Here is a 22,590-nt window from a genome sequence, read left to right on the forward strand (position 1 = left end):
AAAAAGCCACACGATCCAAAATATCGTTAGTGACGCATCAGAAATATCCGGGTCACTAATCAGCGATTCTGAGTCTCGCTCGGTGTTCCTTACGTGTGGTCACAAATTTCTTTGTCGATGATCTGCTATTTGGATCCCGTGTTTAAGTACTGCCTAGCTTTGTTTGAATAATTTCCTGAGATATGTCGCCGCAGATACGGCTTCTGCGCGCGCTCTGAGCTGTCATAAGATGACACAAAATATTGACAATGCTGCATTGCAATAGATGACTTGAGAACATCTTTGTGTCGAAGTGTTTCTCCGACAAATAGTTGACGACTTCATTTCGGCGCCCATAATGCCCGAAGGCGATCGTATACGATATGATACGCCATATAAAATAGGGGACGATCTGTGGGCAGGGCTGATAATCATTGGATAGGTGCGTCCAGCGCCGTAATCGCGACCATGTTGTTGCTCGGCAGCAGCGCGCATGCACAGACTTCACCACCCGCCGCCTCGCCGGCCGCCGACCGGGTGACGCAGGAGGCCGAGGCCAATCGGCCCGCCAATCCATCGCCGGTCATCAATCAGGGACAGGGCGATAACGACATCGTCGTCACCGGCACCGCGATCCGCGGCGTCGCCCCGATCGGCTCCAATCTCGTCTCGGTCGGCACGGAAACCATCGAGAAGACAGCGCCGGTCAACCTCTCCCAGCTGGTCAACACCGTGCCGTCGATCACGACCTCGGGTTCGCTGGCACAGGGTGAGAACGGCTTTTCCTATTACTCGCCGCAGATCCACAGCCTCGCCGGCTCGTCGTCGAACACGACGCTGGTCATCGTCGACGGCCTGCGGCTGCCCGGCGGCGGCACCCAGTTCAACCAGACCGACCCGAACATCATCCCGGTCAGCGCGATCCAGCGCGTCGAAGTGCTCGCCGACGGCGCGTCGTCGGTCTACGGGTCCGATGCCGTCGCCGGTGTTGTGAACTTCATCACGCGGCGTACCTTCGACGGCTTCGATGCCAATGTGCAGATGGGCTTCTCGAAAGACTATCGCAACAAGAACGCCAACTTCATCTGGGGCAAGACCTGGGGCACCGGCGGCGTCTACATCGCGGGATCATGGACCGAGCAGAACACGCTTTATAATCGCGACCGTCCATTCACCAGCCTGGGCGACTATCGCCCGGTCGGCGGCACGAATACCAACAGCTACCAGTGCAACCCCGCGTCGCTGCAGGTCACCGGCGTGGCTTCGGGGGCCGTTCCGTCCGGCGTCTTCCTGTCGCCGGCCTCGACGACGACCGTTCCCAACACCCAGGCCAATGCGCCGTGCAACAATTCGATCTACGGCGTGCTCGTCCCCGGCCAGGGTCGCGGCAACGTCATGGTCAAGGTCGTCAACGACTTCTCCGACCGCCTGAGCATCCAGTACATGCTCAACTACAACCGTCAGAAGACCCATTCGCCCTTCGGTCCAGGTGGACTGACGGCGGCGACGGCCTTCGGTCCGGGGGCGACGGCTGCGGTGGCCGGCCAGGTCAACCCGTTCTTCGTCGCCCCTGCCGGCGCCCCGAACGCCACGCGTGAAAGCGTCAACTATCTGGCGATCACCCCCGACGGCAAATACGGCGAGAGCGAGTCGCAGTCCGACGTCATCTATTCGACGGCGGTCATCGACTATAAAGTCACCGACAACTGGTCGATCACCTTCAGCGATGCGGCCGGCTGGAACCGGTCCGCGCTCAACACGATCAATGGCTTCTGCGGCGCCTGCGCCCTGCTGGCGTTGAACGGGACGGGCCAGTCGAGCGGCAGCACGACCGCGACGAACGTCTCCGGCCAGAACGTCATCGCGCTCAACCTGCCGCTGACGACGGCCAACGCGCTCGACGTCTGGAACCCGGTCAGCACCAACCGCACCTCGCCGACCGTCCTGCGCAACCTGTACCGGGCCAACAGCGAGAATACGAACTACAACACCTTCAACCAGGCCCGGCTCGGCGTGCAGGGCTCGTTGTTCGACCTGCCGGCCGGTGCGGTGAAGGTCGCCGTCGGCGCCGAGCATATGTGGCAGGAGCAGACGCAGAAGATCTCGGGCGGAAACGGCACCGGCCCGACGACCACCGGTTCGAACTTCCGCGTCTACAACTATGGCCGCAAGGTCGAGTCGGTCTACGGCGAGCTCTACCTCCCGGTGATTTCGCCGGAGATGGAAATCCCGCTGGTCTACAAGATCGATCTCAGCGCCGCGGTTCGCTACGACCACTTCAACGACGTCGGCGACACCACCAATCCCAAGTTCGCAGCGACCTGGGAAGTCGTGTCGGGCCTCAAGCTGCGCGGCAACTGGTCCAAGTCGTTCGTCGCACCGCCGATCGGCGTCATCGGCGATCCGACCCAGGGCTATCTCTATGCCTCGGGCAGCATCGGCACCAACGGCGTCATCAGCGTTCCGACCGCCAACTACCCGACCGTGGTCGGCATCCCGGGCGCGGTCGCGGCGAACACCAGCAATCCCTGCACGACCTCGGTCACGGTCTGCCAGATCGGCCAGGGCAATTCCGGCCTGCGCCGTCAGCTCGGCGGCGGCTTCACCAACGAGGTTCCGCAAAAGGGTCGCAGCTGGTCGGTCGGCGTCGACTTCGCGCCGCACTTCCTGCCGGGCTTCATGGCGGCCGGCACGTTCTTCCACAACACCTTCATCGGTGGCGTGTCCTCGCCAAGCCCGACCGCGATCGTCAACTCGGCCGGCCTGCGCAACCTGCTGACGCTGTGCCCGGCGACCTGCACCCAGGCCCAGATCGACACCTTCGCCAACACGGCGAACGGTGCCTCGATCTCGGGTGCGGTGCCGGCGGCGGTCTATTACCTGATCGACCAGAGCTCGCGTAACGCTCTCAACCTGGTCGTCGAGGGCATCGACTTCCAGTTCAGCTACCGCACTCCCGAAACCGGCTATGGCCGCTTCACCATCGGCTCGGCCTTCACCTACTTCACCAAGTTCCGCCAGAACTTCGGCGGCGGCACCGAGTTCAGCGTCCTCAACACCGCGGGCTACAACACGACGTTCCCGTCGGTGCAGTTCAAGAACCGCGCGCAGCTCGGCTGGGCGATCGGCGGCATCTCCGCCGACCTGTTCTGGAACCACACGGGGTCCTATCGCAACTACAGTTCGACGTCATTCCTGCCGATCACGACCGACTCGGTCGGCAACCCGGTCGGTGGCGGCGACCGCGTCAGGGCCGGCAACACCATCGATCTCCACGCGCAATATGAGTTCGGCGGCAGCAGCTTCGCCAGCGGCTGGCAGATCTTCGTCGACGCCCAGAACCTGCTGGATACCAATCCGCCATTCTACAGCGGCAACACCGGCGGCATTCTGGGCGGCGCATCGGGCTATAACGGTTTCGTCTCGAACCCGCTGGGCCGCGTCACCTCGATCGGCCTTCGCATCAAGCTCTGACCCGATCGACCTTTGCCGCCTTCCGGTCATCGTACCGGGAGGCGGCATTTTCTTAGCCGGGCTGCAGCAAAAAGGCGGGCTCCACGATGGGAAACCCGCCTCGTCGTTGCTGGAACAGCCTTGCCGGCGCGGGCCGGAGCCCGCGCCCGGCAGTCGCTATTGCCGTCCGGCCGACTCCATCGTGTAGTTATGCAACCCGGCTGGATAAGGGTTGATCGCGACGCGCGTTGCCATCTGGCCGACCGGGCCGCCGAAGCTGGCACGGTGCCAATGTCCCTGCGCCGCCAGGATGATATCGCCGGCAGACGCCTGGACCAGCGGCTCGCCTTCGATCTGCACATCGATGTTGCCCTCCATGACGAACCAGAACTCGTCATAGCCGATGTGGAAATGCCCGAGGTTCGAGGCAGGCGGCGTCGCGACGCCACGACCGCGGATGTTGTTGACGAACATGTGCTGCGAACTGATGAAAGCCGTCGCCCGCGTCGTGCCGCCGACCACGTCCTTGTAATAGTCGAGGTAGGGCTGGTTCATCGCGTCGTAGGTGCCGACGCCGCCCGAAGCCAGGCGCTCTTCATACTCATAGCCGTTGACCGGCTTCGGCTTGGTCGGGTTCGTCGCTACCGGATAGACCGGCATGTCGCTGGTCGCGTTGATCTGGAAGTACAGCGCCGGCTGGTCGCCGATCGTCTGCAGGGTGAACGGGACGCGGAACGGGATGTCGATCTCGAAGCCCTTGCTGGCGACGAACGGCTCCTGCCCTTCCAGGCTGACCTTCATCTGGCCGCTCCAAACGATGATCGCCGTGCGGTTGTCGGAATAGGCGAGCTGCGTCGTCGTCTGGCCCGGCGCGATCTGCTTCCAGTCGGCGACAAGATCCTTGTTGCGGATGACGGGATGCGACCAGCTCTTCTCGCTCTTGTGCGCGGCGAGCACGTCGGCGAGTTTCGTCAACGGCTTGTTCGGCGCGACATACTTTGCGTACGGCGTCTTCTTGGGGGACCAGCAGTGCAGCGGCGGCGGCGGTGCCGGGCGCGTCGCCGGGGCAGCACCTGCGGCCGGGGCAGACGGTGCGGCCGGTGCCTGCGCAAAGGCCGCGGTCGATATCAATGCTGTGGCAAGTGCTGCGGCACATCCCGCAGTCAACAACTTGTCGAACGTCATCTTGTCGTCTCCCCAATACCGTCTCGCGGCTTCTAACATCATATACGATATGTTACGCCAGTGCCGGGCAAATAAAATCGCGGCGTGGGGCCGGCCCTGACGCTGCAAAAAGAGAATTCATAATGATCGCATCCGTCATGATCGAGTTGCTTGCCCTCGCTGCGGTTGCAGGGTCGCCGCAGACCCGGGACTGCCGTGCGATCGCCGACCAGTCGTCCCGCCTGGCATGCTACGACGCGCGCGAGGCATCCCCCTTGGCGACCGTGCCGCCGGTCGCTGCAGCAACGACTCCACAGGCCGCTGCTGCCCCTACGCCTGCCCTGCCTGTGGCCGCCGCCGCGCCCGTGCCAGCGGCCGCCTCACCATCCGCCGCGACGCTCGTACGCGCCGATCCGACCGGCAAGATCACCTCGGTGGTGCCGCTGCGCCACGGGCTGTTCCGCCTGACGTTCGATGATGGCCGGGCCTTCGACACCGCCAGCAATGTTGCTGCACCCCCATTGGTCGGAGCCTCGGTGACGCTGCGTCGCACCTTGATCGGCACGACCTTCCTCGACGCTCCGGGTCGGTCCCCGATGGCGGTCCGGTTCGCCCGCAATTAGCCGCCAAAGCCGGCGACCTCGAGCCCCGCGGCTCAGCGCGCCGAAGAACTCTGCTGGTGGGCTGCCAGCAGGCGCCGGTATTCGGTCTCGGCGCCGCCATAGCCGGCACCGGCGATCGCCAGCAGGATCGGGCGGTTGACGATGCTCAGGTCGCCGCGCCGCCGGCCGACCGCACCCTCCTGCTCCAGCGCCCGCAAGGCGACCGTGACCCCGGCCCGGCGCACGCCGAGCATGATCGACAGCGCATCATGGGTGAGGTCGATGTGATCCTCGCCGACGCGGTTGGCGCACATCAGCATCCACCGCGCCAGCCGCTTGATGATCGGATACCGCGCATAGGCCAGCGCGGAATAGGAAGCCTGGATGGTCAGCGATTGGTGGAATGCCATCAACAGGCTCAGGCTGTCCGGACTTTTCCCAGTCAGCGCCAGGACCATGCGCGCATCGATCCGCAGGGCCGAGCCGCCGAGCTGGACGAGCACGCGCATCGGGCTGCGGCGGCTGCCGGTCAGGACGCTGCTATTGACCATGCCGTCGTGACCGACGACGCCGACCTCGGCCTCGTTACCATCGCCGTCCGCCGCGATGATCGATGCCAGCCCCGACAGCGGAAACCAGCAATAGTCGATGACGTCCCCGGCCCGCGCGAGATCGCTGCCCTTGACCAGCGCGACGACCTCGCCGCGCGCCGCCAGTGCAGCGCTGTCCTGCGTCGCCATCAGGGATAGAAGTCGGTTGGTGCCGTCGTCGCTCGTCGTCATGCAAAGCCCCGCATTCTCGCGGGAGGCTCGGACGATTCGTGACTACCAAGCGGCAGACGCGTCCCCACTGGGTACGTTATAGCGCAATTCCAGAATGACTCCGTACGCTAACGCGCAGACTGCCCCAGCTCAGAATCGCGCTGCGACACGGGCGTAGTAGAAGCCGCCGCTGAGGCCGAAGGGGGCGAAGTTGCCGTACTGGCCGGAGCCGTCGGCGGCGACGATGCCGTTCTGCTGGGGGTAGGCGTCGAACAAATTGTTGGCCCCGACCGCCAGCGTCAGACGGTCGCTGAGATCGACGCCGACGTCGAGGTCGGCGATCCACTTCGCACCGAAGCTGCGGTCGCCGACGGCGGCGGTGCCGGCCTCCAGATAGCGGCCGTAGCGGGTGGCGCGGGCGTTGACGCGAACCCGGGACAGGCTCCATTCGGTGCCGAACACCAGCTTGTCGCGGGGGGTCGAGAAGCGCAGGTCATATTGCGCCTGGCGACCGAACAGCACGACGTTCAGGCTGCTCAACTGGGCCGGATTGTCCTTGATGCTGAGGATTTTGGTGCGGTTGATGCTGTAGGCGGCGGTGGCGCGGAAGGTGCCGATGGCGTCGGTGCGGAGCGTGTATTCGCCGACGACGTCGATCCCGCGCGTCCGGGTGTCGATGGCATTGGTGAAGAACTGCGCGCTGTCGACGCCGGCGACGCCATTGGCGAGCAGGATCGACTTGATCGCGCCGCCGCCATTGTTCGAGGTGCCGAGGAACTCGGTCTTCACGACCCGGTCGTCGACGCGGATCTGATAGGCGTCGACCGTCAGCCGGAATCCACTGTGCTCGTAGGTGATACCGCCGGTGAAGCTCAGCGACTTTTCGGGCTTGAGCGGCGTGGCGCCGAGCGCGACGGCAGCGGCACTGTCGACGGGCAGGAACTTGGATGTCGTCGAGACGCGCTCCTGCCCGATGACGGTGACGGTGTTCTGCGTCGTCGAGAAACCGCTCTGGGCCAGCGAGGGGGCGCGGAAGCCGGTGTTGGCACCCCCCCGGATGGCGAGGCCGGGCAACAGCTCGACGCGGCTGGAGATCTTGGCGCTGAAGGTGTTGCCGGCGCTGTCGTCGTAATGCTCGAAACGCCCGGCGATCCCGACGTACCAGTTCCTGACGATGCTGGTACCCAGGTCGACGTACGCCGCGACGTTGTTGCGAGTCAGCGAGTTGGCGTCGGCCGGCGAGGTGCCGGTGAAGGACACCAGGCCCGGCGACGGCGACTTGCCGCCATAGGCGAGCTGGAACGGCGTCGTGCCTACGGGGATGACATAGCCGCCGTCGCGGTAGCTGTCGGGCTCGCCTTCCTGGTTGCGGAATTTCTCCCAGCGGTGCTCGACGCCGAGCGACAGTTGCAGCGGCTCGGCGAAGCCGACATCGAAGCTGCGGCTGGCGTCGAGGTTGTTGACCCACAGGCTCGAATATTGCTTGCCCATGAAGAAGTCGGTCTTGCTGGACGGCCCGAGCGACGGATTGAGCGTGTTCTCCGCGCCGAGCCAGACTTCGTCGCGGGCAAAGCTGCTCGACAGATCGAAGTCGAAGCCCAGCGCTGCGAAGCGTCCGCCGGCCTGGAGCTGGAAGTCGGTCTCGCGGATGCGGCGATAGGCCTGGAAGCCGGCGGGATAGATTTCCGGCAGCGCGGCGATCCCGGTCGGGTTGTTGAGCGTCAGGCCGTTGGTGCTGTTCGACCCGACCGAGGCGCCGCGCGCGTCCTTGATGTTGCGGTAGCTGAGCGTCGAGAAGCTGTAGAGCGTCACCGCGCCGACCGGCAGCTCGGCATTATAGGCGCTGTTGACGATGATATCGCGGTTGGAGCGTCCATAGCCCCCAGCGATCAGGTGATCGACGGAGCCTTCGCGCGGGTCGGCAGGGCCACCGGCCTGGCCGTCGAGCGCCGGAAAGACACGCGCGATCGGCAGCGCCGAAGAGTCGGCGCGGTCATGATATTTGGCCTCGACCGAAAAGCGCGCGAAGCCGCCGTCGTCGCCCAGCCGCGTGCCATAGCCGAGGGTCTGCTGGAACAGCGCGCCGCCCTTGCTGTAGGTGCTGCCGATCGTCGAGGTGAGCTGCCCGCCCTCCGGCGCGCTGTCGAGGATGAGGTTGAGCACGCCCGAGATCGCGTCCGATCCGTATTGAGCCGCGGCGCCGTCGCGCAGCACCTCGATGCGGCCGACGGCGTTGGTCGGGATCAGGTCGATGTCGACCGGCGTGCTGCCGCCCGAGACCCGCGACAAGTTATTGATCAGCGCCGTGGTGTGCCGTCGCTTGCCGTTGACCAGGACGAGCAGATAGTCACCGCTGAGGCCACGGATTGAGATCGGGCGGACGCTGGCCGAGGTGCCGCCACCGCCGAGCGCCGGGACCGTCAGCGACGGGATGAGATTGCCGAGGATCTCCTTGAGCCCGGTGCGACCGGTCGCCTGCAACTGCTCGGGCGCGATCACGTCGATCGGCACCGGACTGGAGGCGACGGTCCGCACCTTGCTGCCGCGGACGCCGGTAACGATGATGGTGTCACCGCCGTCGTCCGCCGCTGCCGCTGCCGCCAATTGTACCGGCGCGGGCGTCGCAGTATTCAGGTCCTGTGCTGCCGATACTCCGGGCGTGGCAGCCGTGCTGCCGAGTAATACGGCCAGGACCTTGATCCGCCTTCTAGTCACTCGTCTGCCTCTTGATATTCCGAGGCCGAGAACTAGGCAATCACCGCGACAAGTACGAGGTAGTTATTCTTTCGCAAATCGGAAGATTGGCCACATATATGAGTTTTGATCATGAGAACAGAGAATAACACTCATTCATAACGGGAATTACTTGAAAGATTGATCGTAACCCTTGCCGATATCGCGACTAGTCTTCAGGGCGCCGGCGCGTTCGAAGCGCGCGGCGACGTCGCGCTGTGCCGTGACCACCGCGTCGTCGAGGACCGCGCGCTGGCGCTGGCTTTTCTCCGCCACGGTGCGGGCGATATCGGCGGGCAGCCCGGTCTCGCGCGCCAGCACCACGGCGTACTCGGCCGGGTGGGCCCGCGCCCAGGCAAGTCCCTTGGCCTCGCGCTTGAGGAAATCGTCGAGCTGCGCGCGCTTGCCGGCGATGGCGCTCTCGTTCGCCACGTCGAAGCCATAGGCGACCGGGAAGGCCTGGGCATCGACGATCACCCGCGCGCCTTCGTGCAGCGCCGCGGTCAAATACGGCGTCCAGGTCGCCCAGGCGTCGATCGACCCCGAACTGAATGCCGCCTTGGCATCGCCGGGCGCGAGGAAGACCAGCCGGATCGCGTCCGGCGGCAGTTTCGCACCCTCCAGTGCCTGCAGCACCAGATAATGCCCGACCGAGCCGCGCGTCGTCGCCACCGTCTTGCCGCGCAGGTCGGCAAGGCTGTGCGCCGGAGAGCCGCGCGGCACCAGGATGGCCAGTGCCTCGCTCGGCCTAACCGGCGCACGCTGGGCAGCGACGGCGCGGATCGGGCTGCCGCTTTGATAGGCGAACTGGAACGGCGCGTCGCCGGTCAGGCCGACATCGACGGCGCCGCTGCCGATCGCCTCCAGCAAATGCTGTGCCGCCGGGAACTCGGACCAGGAGACCTTGTACGGCGCCCCGTCGAGGACGCCGCTGGCCAGCATGAAGGACTTGGTGCCGCCCTTCTGGCTGCCGACGTTGAGGACGGTCTGGTCGCCACCCCGGCTGCCACCGCAGGCCGCCAGCATGAGTGCGGCCGCGGCGGCCAGCCAGGATTTCACGCGACCGCCGCGTTCGGCTGTACATCGCGCGCCGCGACCAGCGCCCGGACCCGCGGCAGCAGCTCGCGGCCATAGACGATCGAGTCGGCCAGCGGCTCGAAACCGCGGATCAGGAAATGGTCGATGCCAAGGTCGTAATAGTCGAGCATGGCGTCGGCAACCTGGTCGGGCGTACCGACCAGCCCAGTCGAATTGCCCTGGGCGCCACCGACCGCGGCGAGTCCGGTCCACAGGCATTTGTCGACGCGGTAGCCCTGGGCGGCGGTGTCGAGCAGGCGCTGCGACCCGGCGTTGACGGGGGCATGGCCTTCGGTCCGCACGCCGGCGGTGGCGCGCAGATCGCGGACGCGCTCGACGATCTCGCCGGCCTTTTTCCAGGCGGCTTCCTCGGTGTCGGCGACGACCGGCCGCAGCGACAGCGAGAAGCCGGGCCGGCGGTTGTGGCGCAGGGCGGCGTGGCGCACCCGGGCGACGACCTCGCGGACCTGCGCCTGGGTCTCGCCCCACAGGGCGTAGACATCGGCGTGGCGTCCGGAGACCTCGATCGCCTCGTCGGAGGAGCCGCCGAAGAACACCGGCAGGTTGGTCGGCTTGATCGCGCTGAAACCCTGCCGGACGCGGTAGAAGGGACCGTCGTGATCGAACGGCTGGGCCGCGGTCCACTCCTGCCGCAGCACGGTCAGATAGTCGTCGGTGCGGGCGTAGCGCACGCTCTTGGTCGACTCGTCGCCGTCGCGCGCCATTTCCTCATCGGCGCCGCCGGTGATGATGTGCACCGCCATGCGCCCGCCGCTGAGCGCATCGAGCGTCGCCAGTTGCCGCGCCGCAATCGTCGGCGCCGTGAAGCCGGGACGATGCGCGATCAGGAAGCCGAGCCGCGAGGTATGCGCCGCGGCATGCGCGGCGACGATCAGGCTTTCCGGCGAGGTCGAGCCGAACGGGATCAGCACGCGGTCGAAGCCGCCGGCCTCCTGCGCCTTGGCCGCCGCCTCGACATAGTCGCGGTCGATGGCGCGCTCGCGCACCGCGGCGTGGATCTCGGAAGTGTCGACGAAGCCGATATAGCCGATGAAATTGACAGGCATGGCGATGCTCCTCGGGTTCAGATGACGTTGAAGTGGTGGGTGCCGTCGCGCGCCAGTTGGGCGACGAGTCCGTATTCCCATTCGAGATAGGCCTGCATGGCCTCGCGCGGGTTGTCGGTGCCCTCATAGGGCCGGCGGTAGCGGCCGGCTGCCGGGCGTGGCGGCAAGGCGTGGGGATCGAGGGCCTCGAGCGGTCCATCGAAGCCGCCGTCGAGCACGAAGACCTCCCAGCCGAGCTGCGCCAGCCACGAGGCGGTCATGTCGGCGCGCACTCCGAGATCGTCGGCGAGCACGATGCGGCCGCCGCGGACCGGTGCGAACTGGTCGGTCTCCTGCACCAGCTGGCCGCCGGGCGCGCTGCGAAAGCCCGGGATATGGCCGCCCGCATACTCACCCGGAGTGCGGACGTCGAAGCGGTAGAGGGTGCGCAGCGGATCGGCGACGAGTTGCGCCAGGCCGTCCGAGTCGAGGCGCTCGACACCGGCACGGTCGGCGACGGCCCGCGCCCTGCGGCGGGCGACCACCACGGCCTCGCCAGCGACATCGGGGGCCTCGACCAGCTGGCCCGTCGCCAGCGTATCACCGGCGAGCGCCCAGCCGATCGTGCCGTTGCACAGCGCCACGACCCTGTTCGGCACTCCGGCGTTGATCAGCGACTGGGCGCCGACGATGCTCCGCGTCCGGCCCGCGCAATTGACCACGATCAGCGTGTCGGGATCGGGCGCGACCTCGGCGGCGCGCAGCACCAGCTCGGCGCCGGGGACGCTGATGCCGCCGGGGATGCTCATCGTCCGGTATTCGTCGAAACGCCGGGCATCGAGCACGGCGATGTCGGCTCGCTCGTCGATCAGGGCGCGCAGTTCCTCGGCCGGCAGCAGCGGCGTGTGCCGCCTCGCCTCGACCAGTTCGCCGAACGCCTTGCTATAGCTGTTGACGTCCTCGAACAGCTCGTAACCGGCGTCGCGCCAGCCCTGCAGGCCGCCGAGCAGCGATCGCACGTCGGTATAGCCGAGCCCGGCCAGTGTTGCGGCTGCCTCGACGACCCGCCCGTCGCCATCGTCGTAGAGCGTGATCGGCACGTCGCGACGCGGCAGCCGGGCCGGCGCCTCGATGGCGATCCGCTCCGGCGGCAATTGCGCGGCGAACAGCGGGTGGCCGGTGGCGAACGCCGCCTCGTCGCGCAGGTCGATCAGCGCGACCTCGTGACGGGCGAGCAGCGCGGCGCGGATTTCGGACGCGGTGACGCCCGGCAGGCCGCCCGGGCGGTTGGCATAGCCCGAGACGAAGCGCTTGGGCCGCCCGCCGGCATCGTAGGTGGCGCGCTCGATGCTGCCGATATCGCCGCCATAGACATGGATGCTGATCGAGGCGCGATCGTCATAGGCGTTGGCGACGCTGTGAATGTCGCCGATCGCCGGGGACACCGCGGCGACCGCGCCGGGACCTAGCAGCTCGGGGGACCCGAGCGGCTCGAGTCCGCCCTTTTCGCCGCGCACATAGGCCTGGTTGCGCTCCGCCCCGCGCAGCACGCCGACGAGGCCCCAGATGCGGTGATCGTGGATCGGCGTCGCCTGCCCCGGACCCCAGACGAAGCTGACGACCGAGAAGCGCCGGGCCGGGTCGAGATGCAGCAGATACTGGCGGTAGCGCGCCGGGTCGGGGGCGGCGAACGCGTCGGGCAGCCAGTCGTCATGGGCGACCAGCTGCTCCAGCAGCGCCGCACCGCCCGACAGAATCGCCGCCTCGTCGCCGGTCGCGTCGAGCAGGCGCGAGAAGGCGTCGACGAACTCGCCGAGCCGGGGCGGGCTGTCGACCGCGATGAAGGATGTGACGGCGTTCATTCCGCAGCCACCGCCCGGGCCTGGTTGAAAACGGGGGCAGGCGCGGCCCCGACGCCCAGATGGTGCAGCAGGCGGGCTCGCAAGGCGTGGTGATCGGCGCCGACCCGCGGCCGCTCGCCGTCGATGCGCTCCTCGGCAGCGATCCGCCCGCGGTCGAGCACGAGCACCCGGTCGGCCAGCAGGATCGCCTCGTCGACATCGTGCGTCACCAGCATCACCGCAGGCCGGTGGGTGCGCCACAGCGACAGGACGAGGGCATGCATCTTGATCCGGGTCAGCGCATCGACCGCGGCGAACGGCTCGTCGAGGAGCAGCAGCTCGGGCTCGCGCACCAGCGCCCGGGCAAGCGCGGTGCGCTGCGCCTCGCCACCCGACAGGGTCAGCGGCCAAGCGTCCAGCCGGTGGCCGAGCCCGACCTCGTGGAGCGCCGCCTCGGCGCGTTCGCGCACCCCGGCGCCGTGCAGGCCGAGCGCGACGTTCTTCCAGACCCGCTTCCACGGCAGCAGCCGCGCATCCTGGAAGACCACGGCGCGCGACCTCGGCACCGTCACGTCCTGCCCGGCGATCTCGTCGAGGCCGGCGAGGGTGCGCAGCAATGTCGTCTTGCCGCTGCCCGAGCGACCGAGCAGCGCGACGAACTCACCGGGCGCGATGTCGAGGTCGAGGCCGTCGATGATGACGTTCGCCCCGAAGCTGCGGGTGAAGCCGCGCAGGCGGACCACCGGTGCGGGCGGGCGCGGCTGCAGCTTGCTGTCGGGCGCCAGGCCGCCGCGGGGGAAGTCGAGCAATGTCGCCATGTCTCTCAACCTTTCAGGAGTGCCGGGCGCCATGCGAGCGCGCGTGATTCGAGGCTGCGGACCAGCCAGTCGGCGGCGAGGCCGAGGCCGGCGTAGACGATCAGGCATACCACGATAATGTCGGTGCGCATGAAGTCGCGGGCGTTGTTGATGAGGTAGCCAAGCCCGGCCGAAGCATTGATCTGCTCGGCGACGACCAGGATCAGCACGGAAACCGACAGGGCATAGCGCAGGCCGACCAGCAGCGACGGCAGCGCGGCGGGCAGGATGACGTGGAACAGCAGTTCAAGCCGGCTGAGGCCGAAGCTGCGTGCCGCATCGACGAGGCGCACGTCGACGCCGCGGATGCCATTGTAGAGGTTGAGGTACACCGGGAACAGCGAGCCGAAAGCGATCAGGGCGATCTTCGGCGTCTCGCCGATGCCGAACCAGACGATGAACAGCGGCGACAGTGCCAGTACCGGCAGCGTGCGGAGCATCTGCACCGGCGCATCGACGGCGGTTTCGCCGGGACGGGATAGGCCGGCGAGCAGCGCCAGCACGACGCCGGTGCTGACGCCGATGACCAGCCCGGTCGCGACGCGGACGAACGACACGGCAAGGTTCGACGGCAGCTCGCCAGAGGCGATCATCTGGACCAGCGTCCACAGCACCGACGACGGCGCTGCCAGTGTCCGCGCCGGAATCACGCCGGTCCGCGAGCCGAGTTCCCACAGCAGCAACAGCAGCAGCGGCGACAGCCAGCGGGCGCGGGCGAGGCGAGGAAGGAAGGCAGCCATGTCCGTCTCCAGCGGCTGGATTGCCACTGCCGCCAGTCTCGCCAGCCCGACTTTTCGTTCAATGGAGTTCTGGCCGCCGATTCATGAGCGTTGCTAATAACCCGATCTGGTTCCGGCCAACCCACGGACATAATTGAGGAATATCGACAGGTTATGATCATAGCAACCGCGGCAACAATGTCTTTGCCGCCGACAAGATAAAGCCGTGGTTCGATCTCCTATCGATATGATAGGCTTTGTATTCACGCGGCGGCGCTGGGGCCGTGGGAGCAGTGATCTTGCCCGTCAATCTACCCACCACGCTACTGCGAAGCTTCGTCGCGATCATCGATTCGGGATCGATGCAGAACGCTGCCGAACAGGTGTTCCTGACCCAGTCGGCGCTCAGCCTGCAGATCAAGCGGCTGGAGGAACTGGTCCAGCAGCCGCTGTTCGGCCGCGAGGGCCGGCGGCTCGCGCTTACCCCGCCCGGCGATGTGTTGCTCGACTACGCCCGTCGTGTCCTCGCCCTGCACGACGAGGCGCTGGCGGCGGTCAGCGCCGGGCAGTTCGCCGGGCCGGTGCGCGTCGGCATGGTCCAGGATTTTGCCGAGACGCTGCTGACCGGGCTATTGTCGCGCTTTGCCAGCCTGCACCCCGAGTCCCAGATCTTCGCGCGCGTCGCGGGAACCGCCGAACTCCAGACGATGGTCGAGCGCAAGCAGCTCGACATCCTGCTCGGGTTTGCCGCCGCGGACGATCCCGGCGCGATCCGCACGGCGCCGATGACCTGGTACGGCGACATCGCGCTCGCCGACCTGCCGGTGGTGCCGCTCGCGGTGCTGGAAAAGCCGTGCCGGTTCCGCGAGGCTGCCGTCCAGAGCCTCGACGCGGTCGGCCGGCGCTACCGGATCGCGGTGGAGACGCCCAATTTGTCGACGCTGCGCGCCGCGGTGCAGGCCGGGCTGGGCCTGACCTGCCGGACGCCGTTGTTCCTGCACGACCTCGCGGTGATCGACGGCGATGCGCTGCCGGCGTTGCCGCACGTCGCCTGCATCATCGAAACCGCACCGGCGCTGGCCCCCGCGACGGCACGGCTGGCGCAGCTCGCCTCCGAGGTCGTCCGCGACCTTTGACGCTTGAGCGTGGCTCAAGCCAGCGACGAGAATAACTCGTTATCCTCCCGGACGCCGCGTTTCTAGCCTGCTCGCACCCAACCAGAGGAGCGAGTCACATGACCACCCAGACCCTCGATCGACCGACGACCGGCACCGGCCTGGAGGTCCGGCCCTATGGCCCGACCATCGGCGCCGAGATCGGCGGCATCGACCTCGGCCAGCCGCTCGACAAGGCGACGCGCGAGGAACTCTACGCGCTGCTGCTCAAGCACAAGGTGCTGTTCTTCCGCGACCAGGCCATCGACCGCGACCAGCAACTGGCGTTCGCCCGCAACTTCGGCGAGCTTTACGCCCATCCGTCGGGCGGGCTGCAGTCGCACCGCATCATTCAGCCGATCGCCAGCGAGGACTTCAAGAAATACGCCGACCGCGGCAACCATTGGCACACCGACACCAGCTGGCGCCTGAACCCGTCGCTGGGCGCCGTGCTGCGCGCCGTCGACATTCCCGAGACCGGTGGCGACACGATCTGGGCCGATGGCGGTGCCATCCTGCGCGGCCTGCCGGACGACCTACGCGCCGCCATCGACGACGCCTATGTCATCCACGACTTCCAGGATGCACTGGCCAAGGCCGGCGAGATCTATCCGCTGGTCGCCCATCCGCTGATCCGGACCCATCCCGAAACCGGCGAGGACATCCTGTGGGTCAACTTCAGCCTCAAGCCGCGGATCGTCGATCTGGCGCCCGAGGACAGCAAGGCGCTGCTCGCCCGCGTCTACGACGAGATCAAGAAGCCGGAATATCATGCCCGCTTCCGCTGGGCCAAGAACTCGGTGGCGTTCTGGGACAACCGCGCCGGCGTCCATTATGCGGTGCGGGATTATGGCGACTATCCGCGCGTCATGGAGCGCGTGCTGATCGCCAGCGACGATGTTCCCCACCGCGTCCGAAAGGCAGCTTGATGAGCGAAAGCCTCAACGAGCAGTTCGCCGCGCTGCATGCCGAGCGGGTGCGGACGATGGACCCGGTCAAGCTGCAGCGGAACATCGATCAACGCGCCGCGCTGGTCGCCGCATTCGATCCTGACGCGGTGATCAAGGCCGGCGACCGGGTCGAGCCGTTCGAACTGCTCGACGTCGAGGGTGGCACGATCACCCTCGACGCGCTGGTCGCGAATGGCCCGGCGGTGCTGGTGTTCTTCCGCTTTGCCGGCTGCCCGGCGTGCAATTTGGCGCTGCCCTATTATCAGCGGACGCTGTGGCCGACGCTGGCGGCGCGCGGCGTGCGGCTGGTGGCGATCAGCCCGCAGCTGCCCGGACCGCTGCGCGACATCCGGCAGCGCCACGACCTCGGCTTCACGGTCGCTTCCGACCCCGGCTATGCGCTGGGTCGCCGGTTCGGCATCAATTTCGTGCCCGATGCCGCGACCTTGCCCGAGATCGTGCCGGGCGAGCCCTGGCTCGGCGAGTTGACGGGTACCGACAGCTGGGAACTGCCGCAGCCGACGGTGGTGGTCGTCGACCAGGATCGCACCGTGCGCTTCGTCGACGTCAGCCCAGACTGGCTGGTCAGGACAGAATCGCAGGTGATCCTGGAAGCGTTGGGCGAAGTTCGCCTGGCCGCCGCCGCCTGACGATGCGTGAGCGAGCGGCGCCCCGGCTCCACTCGCTCACCCTGTCACTGAACTGCCGGCAACATGGGCCGATTGAAAATGACGCCGCCATTTGGACCTTGGCGCTGGCTCGCTCCGGCCGGCTGATGAATGCCGGCCATGCCTTTCCCGGTCGCGGATTTGCCCTGGTCGCCAGCCGCCACATGCTCGCGGACCGCCCCGGCGGCACCGCCGCGGGGTTTCGTCGTGTGCGAGACATCGAACTGCTGGAACGAGGACCGGCCGCGTGCGGCGAGGTCGAGCGATGCTGGTCCCGGTATCGTGGGGACCGATCCAATGGCGGCGTCGAAGTCGTAGAAGCCACCTGTACGACACGACATCGGCGCGTCGGTCGTTCGTATCGTCGGTCGGAGTGTATCTGGATGGTCCCGGCCAGGACGTGACAAGTCCGGCGACCGCTTCGCAAGTACGAGTTGCTGGAGCCGGCTGGCCACGATCGCTGGCTGCTGTGCAAGCACCGGGCCAGTGCTGCTTGCCCGGATGGCGGGCAAGTTGCTGACCGCTCGTCCAGATGCTTTAACGAAATCTGAAAAGAACGCAGCCGTAACGTCGTCTTGGCGGCCTCTCTCCGTACGCATACCTACTCCACTAAGCACCAGTTACTTGTGAGCTGCCTAGGCAGCCTGAGTACAACCCGCGATCACCATTATTGTTTCACTCAAGTCACGATATTTCGAGCGCATCGTTGGTGTAACTAGTCGTTGGCTTCGTTACAGCACCGCTTGACCAACTGCGCCAAGGGTGTCTCTAATGTTCCAAGTGGAGGGTTAGGGACAGATGTGGACTCTACCATCACGGACGTTAACTATTTGTCAATCATTGCGATCGATTTGTTTGAGCGCTCGTATCTGTCTCTGGGTCAATTCGTTGCCGGGACTGGGATCGCGGTCCGATCATTATCCCGGCCGAGCCGGAAAGACATACGCATGAACAAGGTTTATCTGGTCGACGACGACAGTGCGGTCCGGACCTCGCTCGCGTTCTTCCTTCGCGCCGCCGGCTTCACGGTCCATCCGTTCGGCGCCGGGCAGGAGTTCATCGCCAGCGTTGGGCGGCTCGACCCTGGCTGCGTGATGCTCGATCTGCGCATGCCGGGAATGGACGGTTTCGAGGTCATCGCCGCACTTGCCGGCTTTCGCTCGAAATTGCCGGTGATCGTCATGACCGGGCACGGCGACGTTGCGATCGCGGTAAGGGCGATGAAGGCCGGAGCCATCGATTTCCTGGAAAAACCGTTCGAGGAGAGTGTCCTGATCGACATCCTGGCAAGGGTCTTCGCTTCGCAGGCCGATCGCCTGCGGGATCACGATCGCCAGGCCGAAGCAGCGGCATTGCTGGCCTCGCTCACCGACCGGGAGCGCCTCGTGCTGGTCGGGCTGATCTCGGGCCGGGCGAACAAGGTACTGGCTTATGACCTGGGGATCAGCATCCGCACCGTCGAGATGCACCGCGCCAGCATGATGAACAGGCTGGGTGTCCGAACCTTTGCCGACGCTCTCCGGATCGCCTTCGAGGGCAGGATCGACCTTGGCGACAGCGCCCAGTCCCACCTGGCGGCGTGATGTACGACGGCAACGCGACGCAGGACGGTGATATCGTTACCACCGGGCTGGCCAGCCTCGATGACATCCTGACCGGCGGCTATGCCCGCAACCGCTGCCACCTCCTCGAAGGCCAGCCCGGTTCCGGCAAGACCACGCTGGCGCTGCAATTCCTCATCGCCGGCCAGGCCCGCGGCGAGAAATGCCTGTTCATCACCATTTCCGAAAGCCCGCGCGAGTTGCGGCAGGTCGCCAGGACCCACGGCCTCGACCTGACCGGCATCGAGCTGTTCGAATGCGTGCCGCCCGAACTGAGCCTCGATACCGAAAACTACCAGTCGGTGATGAACGCCTCCGACCTCGAGCTCGGCGAGACCGTCGGTTCGGTCATGGCCGCGGTCGTTGCTGCCAAGCCGACGCTGGTGGTGCTCGACAGCCTATCGGAGGTGCGCCTGCTCGCCCAGGGTGCGCTGCGCTATCGTCGCCAGGTGCTGGCGCTCAAGCATTTCTTCCACCAGCACGGCTGCACCGCCCTGCTGCTCGACGACCTGACGGTGCGCGAGGACGAGCTGACCCTGCACAGCATCGCCCACGGCGTCCTGCGCCTCGAACAGGTCGCGATGGATTACGGGGCAGAGCGGCGCCGCATCCGCGTCTTCAAGATGCGCGGCCGGGCCTTCCAGGGCGGCTATCACGATTTCGTCATCCACGCGGGCGGGCTGTGCATCTTTCCGCGCCTGATCACTGCCGGACACGACGACATGCCCGCGGAGCGCCGGATCTGCCGCAGCGGCTGTGCCGAACTCGACAGCCTGGTCGGCGGCGGCCTCGATGCCGGCACCACGACGCTATTCCAGGGCGCCTCGGGGTCGGGCAAGTCGACGCTGGCGCTACAGTTCGTCTGGGAGGCCCTGGAACGCGGCGAACCGGCATTGATCGTCAGCTTCGAGGAGACACGGCGCAATTTCCAGCTCCGCGCCACCGGGCTCGGCTTCGGGATCGCCGATCATCTCGACAGCGGCCGGCTGAGCTTCGTCCATGTCGACCCGGCGGAAACCTCGGCAGGCGAGATCTCGGACATGATCCGCCGCCACGTCAGTGCCGGCTGCTGCCTGGTCGTCCTCGACTCGCTGATCGGCTACCAATACGCCCTGCGCGACGAAACCTATCTGCTGCTCCACATGCATGAGCTGCTGACCTATCTGAACCTGAAGGGCGTGCTGACCCTGCTGGTGCTGTCGCAGGCCGGGACCGTTGGCGCACTGGAGCCGCCGTTCGACATGACCTACCTTGCCGACACGGTGCTGCTGCTTCGCTATTTCGAGGCGGGCGGCGACATGCGACGGGCATTGTCTGTCGTCAAGAAGCGCACCGGCAGTCACGAAGCCGGCATTCGCGAGCTGTATTTCGACGCATTGGGCGTTCGCGTCGGGCCGAGGCTCAGCGGCTTCACCCGCGTCGTCTCCAGCCGTCCGGTCTATACGGGGGCAGACCCCCTGCTAGTCGCCCGCCGCGCCTGATGACGTCCGACAGGCTGCTGATCCTGGCCCCGAGTGGCCGGGACGCGGAGGTCATCCGCGACCAGCTCGCCGCATCCGGCATCGTCGGGCACGTCGCCGATGCGGGCGAGATCGTCGACGCCGTCTGGGCCGGTGACCTCGGCGCCGCGATCGTCGCCGACGAAGCCATCGCCGGCTTCGATCTCGCTGTGCTGCGGCAGGCGCTGGCGGCCCAGCCACCCTGGTCCGACTGCCCGTTCCTGCTGCTCACCCGCCGCAGCGTCGGCGGCTGGTCGATGACGGGTGTCACCGAGTTGCTCGGCAACGTCACCGTGCTGGAGCGACCCCTAAGCCCGAATGCGCTGGCCAGTGCGGCGCGCGTCGCCCTGCGGGCCCGCGTTCGCCAGCGCCGCGCCCAGGCCTATCTCGTGGCGCGCGAGGAAGCCGAAGCGCAGGTCCGCGAACTCGCGATAACGCTGGAAGCCCGGGTCCTGGCGCGCACCACGGAACTGACCAAGGCGATGGCAGCCAAGGAGAAGACCCGGACCCGCCTGCGCAACAGCGAGGAATTGTACCGGCTGACCATCGAGCTTAGCGCCCAGATTCCGTGGCGAGCCGATGCGAAGGGCAAGGTGCTGTGGATCGGCGAGCGGCTGGCGGAGCGCAGCGGCGTGGCCACCGCCGACCTGCTCGGCGAAGGCTGGCTGAATTCGGTGCACCCCGACGATCGGGAGACGGCGTCCACGGCGTGGCGAATGGCAGTCGCGGGCGTGACGACGTTCGATAGCGTCTTTCGCATGCCCTCGCTGGGCGGCGGCTATGTCTGGTACCGCTCGCGCGCCGCACCCAGCCGCACCGCCGACGACCGGGTGCGGCGCTGGTACGGGACGCTGGAGGATGTCGACGAACACAAGGCCGCCAGCGTCCGGCTCGAACAGGTCCAGCTCGAACTGGCCGAGGTGTCGCGGCTGAGCGCGATGGGGGCGATGGCCTCGATCCTGGCGCACGAGCTCAACCAGCCGCTTACCGCGATCACCAGCTATGTGCGCGGCAGCCGGCGCCTGCTGGAAAACGGCTCGGCTATCTCGCCGGTTATCGACGCCCTGCGTGCCGCCGACCAGTCCGCCGTCCGGGCCGGCGAGATCGTCCGGCGGGCCCGCGAACTGGTCGGCGGCGGCGGCAGCCCGGGCCGGCGTTCGGAACCCGTCGCCGACTTGATCCGCGAGGCGCTTGTCCTGGCAATGGAGCGCGGGCACTGGGCCGCCACCGCACAGGGGGTCGAACTCGACGCCGCGGTCACCGAGATCTACGTCGATCGCGTCCAGATCCAGCAGGTCCTGATCAACCTGATCCGCAACGCACTGGAAGCCATGGCCGGCGAGCCGGTGCGGCGGCTCACCGTCGCCACCCGGTTGTTACCCGGCGACCTGTGCGAGATCAGCGTTCGCGACACCGGTTCCGGCGTCGCACCGGACGTCGCCGCGCAGCTGTTCGATCCGTTCAACACGACCAAGACGGGCGGCATGGGCATCGGCCTGTCGATCAGCCGGACCATCGTCGAGGCGCATGGCGGCCACATCTGGTCACAGCCTGCGGAGCCGCGCGGCACGATCTTCGGCTTCACCGTGCCGTGCGGCTGAACTTGCACGCCCGCGTCGGCGGGCATACATCGTCACGATGACCACCGTCGCCTCCTATGAAGCCCTCGCCGACGCCGAGGAGCGTTCCGCCACCATCAAGCTGCACGGCCCCGAGGCGTTCGAGGGGATGCGCAAGGCCGGGCGACTGGCCGCCGAGGTGCTCGACATGCTGGTCCCGCATGTCATCCCCGAAGCCGTTACCGCCGACCTCGACACGCTCGTCCTCGACTTCGTGCTCGCCAGGGGTGCGATCCCGGCAACGGTCTTTTACCGGGGCTACAGCTACTCCTCCTGCATCAGCATCAACCACGTCGTCTGCCACGGCATTCCAGGGCCCAAGCGCCTGAAGGAAGGCGATATCGTCAACATCGACGTGACGGTGATCGTCGATGGCTGGCACGGCGATACCAGCCGCATGTACCTGGTCGGCGACGTGCCGCTGAAGGCGCGACGGCTGGTCGACATCACCTGGGAATGCCTGAAGCGCGGCGTCATGGCGGCCAAGCCGGGCAACACGCTGGGTGACATCGGCTATGCGATCCAGAGCTACGCCGAGGCGCAGCGTTGCTCGGTCGTCCGCGATTTCTGCGGGCACGGCCTCGGCCGCGTCTTTCACGATGCCCCCAACATCGTCCATGTCGGCCGTCCGCGCGCCGGCGAAATGCTCAAGCCGGGGATGATCTTCACCATCGAGCCGATGATCAACCTCGGCGGCTTCAAGGTGAAGATGCTCGACGACGGCTGGACCGCGGTGACCCGCGACCGCTCGCTGTCGGCGCAGTTCGAGCATTCGATCGGCATCACCGAGGACGGCTGCGAAGTCTTCACCCTGTCGCCAGCCGGACTGAGCCACCCGCCCTACGCACTTACTTGACGGACGACGGG

At 66.8% G+C, this 22,590-nt stretch carries 17 protein-coding genes and 1 pseudogene; 9 read left to right on the plus strand and 9 right to left on the minus strand.

Going from position 1 to position 22,590, the window contains the following annotated elements; translation table 11 throughout:
• Positions 1 to 447: 447 nt before the first annotated feature.
• The gene (locus tag ACOFKW_RS04515) at positions 448 to 3,453 is read left to right on the plus strand and encodes a TonB-dependent receptor domain-containing protein (RefSeq protein WP_419816158.1); all 3,006 of its coding nucleotides are present in this window, start codon (positions 448 to 450) and stop codon (positions 3,451 to 3,453) included.
• 156 nt (positions 3,454 to 3,609) lie between these two features.
• On the opposite strand, the gene ACOFKW_RS04520 is transcribed toward ACOFKW_RS04515, so the two are convergent.
• Positions 3,610 to 4,617: a cupin domain-containing protein gene (locus ACOFKW_RS04520; protein ID WP_419816159.1), complete on the minus strand. Its 1,008-nt coding sequence runs from the start codon at positions 4,615 to 4,617 to the stop codon at positions 3,610 to 3,612.
• Between the two features lie 122 nt (positions 4,618 to 4,739).
• Between ACOFKW_RS04520 and ACOFKW_RS04525 the strand changes: the two genes are divergently transcribed.
• The gene (locus ACOFKW_RS04525) at positions 4,740 to 5,219 is read left to right on the plus strand and encodes a hypothetical protein (RefSeq protein WP_419816160.1); all 480 of its coding nucleotides are present in this window, start codon (positions 4,740 to 4,742) and stop codon (positions 5,217 to 5,219) included.
• Between the two features lie 32 nt (positions 5,220 to 5,251).
• On the opposite strand, the gene ACOFKW_RS04530 is transcribed toward ACOFKW_RS04525, so the two are convergent.
• The 8 genes and pseudogenes from ACOFKW_RS04530 to ACOFKW_RS04565 all read right to left on the minus strand — a co-directional run bounded on the left by ACOFKW_RS04530 (position 5,252) and on the right by ACOFKW_RS04565 (position 14,253).
• Positions 5,252 to 5,980: a Crp/Fnr family transcriptional regulator gene (locus ACOFKW_RS04530; protein ID WP_419816161.1), complete on the minus strand. Its 729-nt coding sequence runs from the start codon at positions 5,978 to 5,980 to the stop codon at positions 5,252 to 5,254.
• Between the two features lie 129 nt (positions 5,981 to 6,109).
• A complete protein-coding gene (locus ACOFKW_RS04535) occupies positions 6,110 to 8,674 on the minus strand; it encodes a TonB-dependent receptor plug domain-containing protein (protein WP_419816162.1) in 2,565 nt (854 codons plus the stop codon).
• Positions 8,675 to 8,821: 147 nt separating this feature from the next.
• Positions 8,822 to 9,718 (minus strand): ABC transporter substrate-binding protein, encoded by an 897-nt coding sequence (locus ACOFKW_RS04540; protein ID WP_419816865.1) that lies wholly within the window; start codon positions 9,716 to 9,718, stop codon positions 8,822 to 8,824.
• A gap of 29 nt (positions 9,719 to 9,747) precedes the next feature.
• On the minus strand, positions 9,748 to 10,836 hold the full coding sequence (locus ACOFKW_RS04545; RefSeq protein ID WP_419816163.1) for an LLM class flavin-dependent oxidoreductase: 1,089 nt from the start codon (positions 10,834 to 10,836) through the stop codon (positions 9,748 to 9,750).
• A 17-nt stretch (positions 10,837 to 10,853) separates the two neighbouring features.
• On the minus strand, positions 10,854 to 12,089 hold the full coding sequence (locus ACOFKW_RS04550; RefSeq protein ID WP_419816866.1) for a rhodanese-like domain-containing protein: 1,236 nt from the start codon (positions 12,087 to 12,089) through the stop codon (positions 10,854 to 10,856).
• A gap of 150 nt (positions 12,090 to 12,239) precedes the next feature.
• A pseudogene (locus tag ACOFKW_RS04555) lies at positions 12,240 to 12,677 on the minus strand (cysteine dioxygenase); the annotation flags it as partial.
• Positions 12,674 to 13,474, minus strand: a complete 801-nt coding sequence (locus ACOFKW_RS04560; RefSeq protein WP_419816164.1) for an ABC transporter ATP-binding protein — start codon at positions 13,472 to 13,474, stop codon at positions 12,674 to 12,676. The gene ACOFKW_RS04560 and the pseudogene ACOFKW_RS04555, both read right to left, overlap by 4 nt.
• Positions 13,475 to 13,479: 5 nt before the next feature.
• Positions 13,480 to 14,253 carry an ABC transporter permease gene (locus ACOFKW_RS04565; protein WP_419816165.1) on the minus strand — a complete coding sequence of 258 codons (774 nt, stop codon included), beginning with the start codon at positions 14,251 to 14,253 and terminating at the stop codon, positions 13,480 to 13,482.
• 278 nt (positions 14,254 to 14,531) lie between these two features.
• Between ACOFKW_RS04565 and ACOFKW_RS04570 the strand changes: the two genes are divergently transcribed.
• From ACOFKW_RS04570 to map, 7 genes are all read left to right on the plus strand, one after another.
• The gene (locus ACOFKW_RS04570; protein WP_419816166.1) at positions 14,532 to 15,368 is read left to right on the plus strand and encodes a LysR substrate-binding domain-containing protein; all 837 of its coding nucleotides are present in this window, start codon (positions 14,532 to 14,534) and stop codon (positions 15,366 to 15,368) included.
• 98 nt (positions 15,369 to 15,466) lie between these two features.
• Positions 15,467 to 16,315: a TauD/TfdA dioxygenase family protein gene (locus ACOFKW_RS04575; RefSeq protein WP_419816167.1), complete on the plus strand. Its 849-nt coding sequence runs from the start codon at positions 15,467 to 15,469 to the stop codon at positions 16,313 to 16,315.
• On the plus strand, positions 16,315 to 16,986 hold the full coding sequence (locus tag ACOFKW_RS04580; RefSeq protein WP_419816168.1) for a peroxiredoxin-like family protein: 672 nt from the start codon (positions 16,315 to 16,317) through the stop codon (positions 16,984 to 16,986). Before ACOFKW_RS04575 ends, ACOFKW_RS04580 begins: the two co-directional genes overlap by 1 nt.
• Positions 16,987 to 17,951: 965 nt before the next feature.
• Positions 17,952 to 18,587, plus strand: a complete 636-nt coding sequence (locus ACOFKW_RS04585) for a response regulator transcription factor (protein WP_419816169.1) — start codon at positions 17,952 to 17,954, stop codon at positions 18,585 to 18,587.
• A complete protein-coding gene (locus tag ACOFKW_RS04590) occupies positions 18,587 to 20,086 on the plus strand; it encodes an ATPase domain-containing protein (RefSeq protein WP_419816170.1) in 1,500 nt (499 codons plus the stop codon). Before ACOFKW_RS04585 ends, ACOFKW_RS04590 begins: the two co-directional genes overlap by 1 nt.
• The gene (locus ACOFKW_RS04595) at positions 20,086 to 21,705 is read left to right on the plus strand and encodes a sensor histidine kinase (protein ID WP_419816171.1); all 1,620 of its coding nucleotides are present in this window, start codon (positions 20,086 to 20,088) and stop codon (positions 21,703 to 21,705) included. Before ACOFKW_RS04590 ends, ACOFKW_RS04595 begins: the two co-directional genes overlap by 1 nt.
• Before the next feature lie 37 nt (positions 21,706 to 21,742).
• Positions 21,743 to 22,579, plus strand: coding sequence for a type I methionyl aminopeptidase (gene map / locus ACOFKW_RS04600; RefSeq protein WP_419816172.1), 837 nt, complete (start codon positions 21,743 to 21,745; stop codon positions 22,577 to 22,579).
• Positions 22,580 to 22,590 lie beyond the last annotated feature (11 nt).

It is taken from the genome of Glacieibacterium sp., from assembly GCF_965200405.1.
Classification (GTDB): Bacteria; Pseudomonadota; Alphaproteobacteria; order Sphingomonadales; family Sphingomonadaceae; genus Glacieibacterium.

Coding starts and splice junctions, on each gene's coding strand:
- map (WP_419816172.1), top strand. CDS start 21,743: ATGACCACCGTCGCCTCCTATGAAGCCCTCGCCGACGCCGAGGAGCGT.
- ACOFKW_RS04585 (WP_419816169.1), top strand. CDS start 17,952: ATGAACAAGGTTTATCTGGTCGACGACGACAGTGCGGTCCGGACCTCG.
- ACOFKW_RS04580 (WP_419816168.1), top strand. CDS start 16,315: ATGAGCGAAAGCCTCAACGAGCAGTTCGCCGCGCTGCATGCCGAGCGG.
- ACOFKW_RS04595 (WP_419816171.1), top strand. CDS start 20,086: ATGACGTCCGACAGGCTGCTGATCCTGGCCCCGAGTGGCCGGGACGCG.
- ACOFKW_RS04545 (WP_419816163.1), bottom strand. CDS start 10,836: ATGCCTGTCAATTTCATCGGCTATATCGGCTTCGTCGACACTTCCGAG.
- ACOFKW_RS04525 (WP_419816160.1), top strand. CDS start 4,740: ATGATCGCATCCGTCATGATCGAGTTGCTTGCCCTCGCTGCGGTTGCA.
- ACOFKW_RS04575 (WP_419816167.1), top strand. CDS start 15,467: ATGACCACCCAGACCCTCGATCGACCGACGACCGGCACCGGCCTGGAG.
- ACOFKW_RS04515 (WP_419816158.1), top strand. CDS start 448: ATGTTGTTGCTCGGCAGCAGCGCGCATGCACAGACTTCACCACCCGCC.
- ACOFKW_RS04530 (WP_419816161.1), bottom strand. CDS start 5,980: ATGACGACGAGCGACGACGGCACCAACCGACTTCTATCCCTGATGGCG.
- ACOFKW_RS04565 (WP_419816165.1), bottom strand. CDS start 14,253: ATGGCTGCCTTCCTTCCTCGCCTCGCCCGCGCCCGCTGGCTGTCGCCG.
- ACOFKW_RS04590 (WP_419816170.1), top strand. CDS start 18,587: ATGTACGACGGCAACGCGACGCAGGACGGTGATATCGTTACCACCGGG.
- ACOFKW_RS04520 (WP_419816159.1), bottom strand. CDS start 4,617: ATGACGTTCGACAAGTTGTTGACTGCGGGATGTGCCGCAGCACTTGCC.
- ACOFKW_RS04560 (WP_419816164.1), bottom strand. CDS start 13,474: ATGGCGACATTGCTCGACTTCCCCCGCGGCGGCCTGGCGCCCGACAGC.
- ACOFKW_RS04540 (WP_419816865.1), bottom strand. CDS start 9,718: ATGCTGGCGGCCTGCGGTGGCAGCCGGGGTGGCGACCAGACCGTCCTC.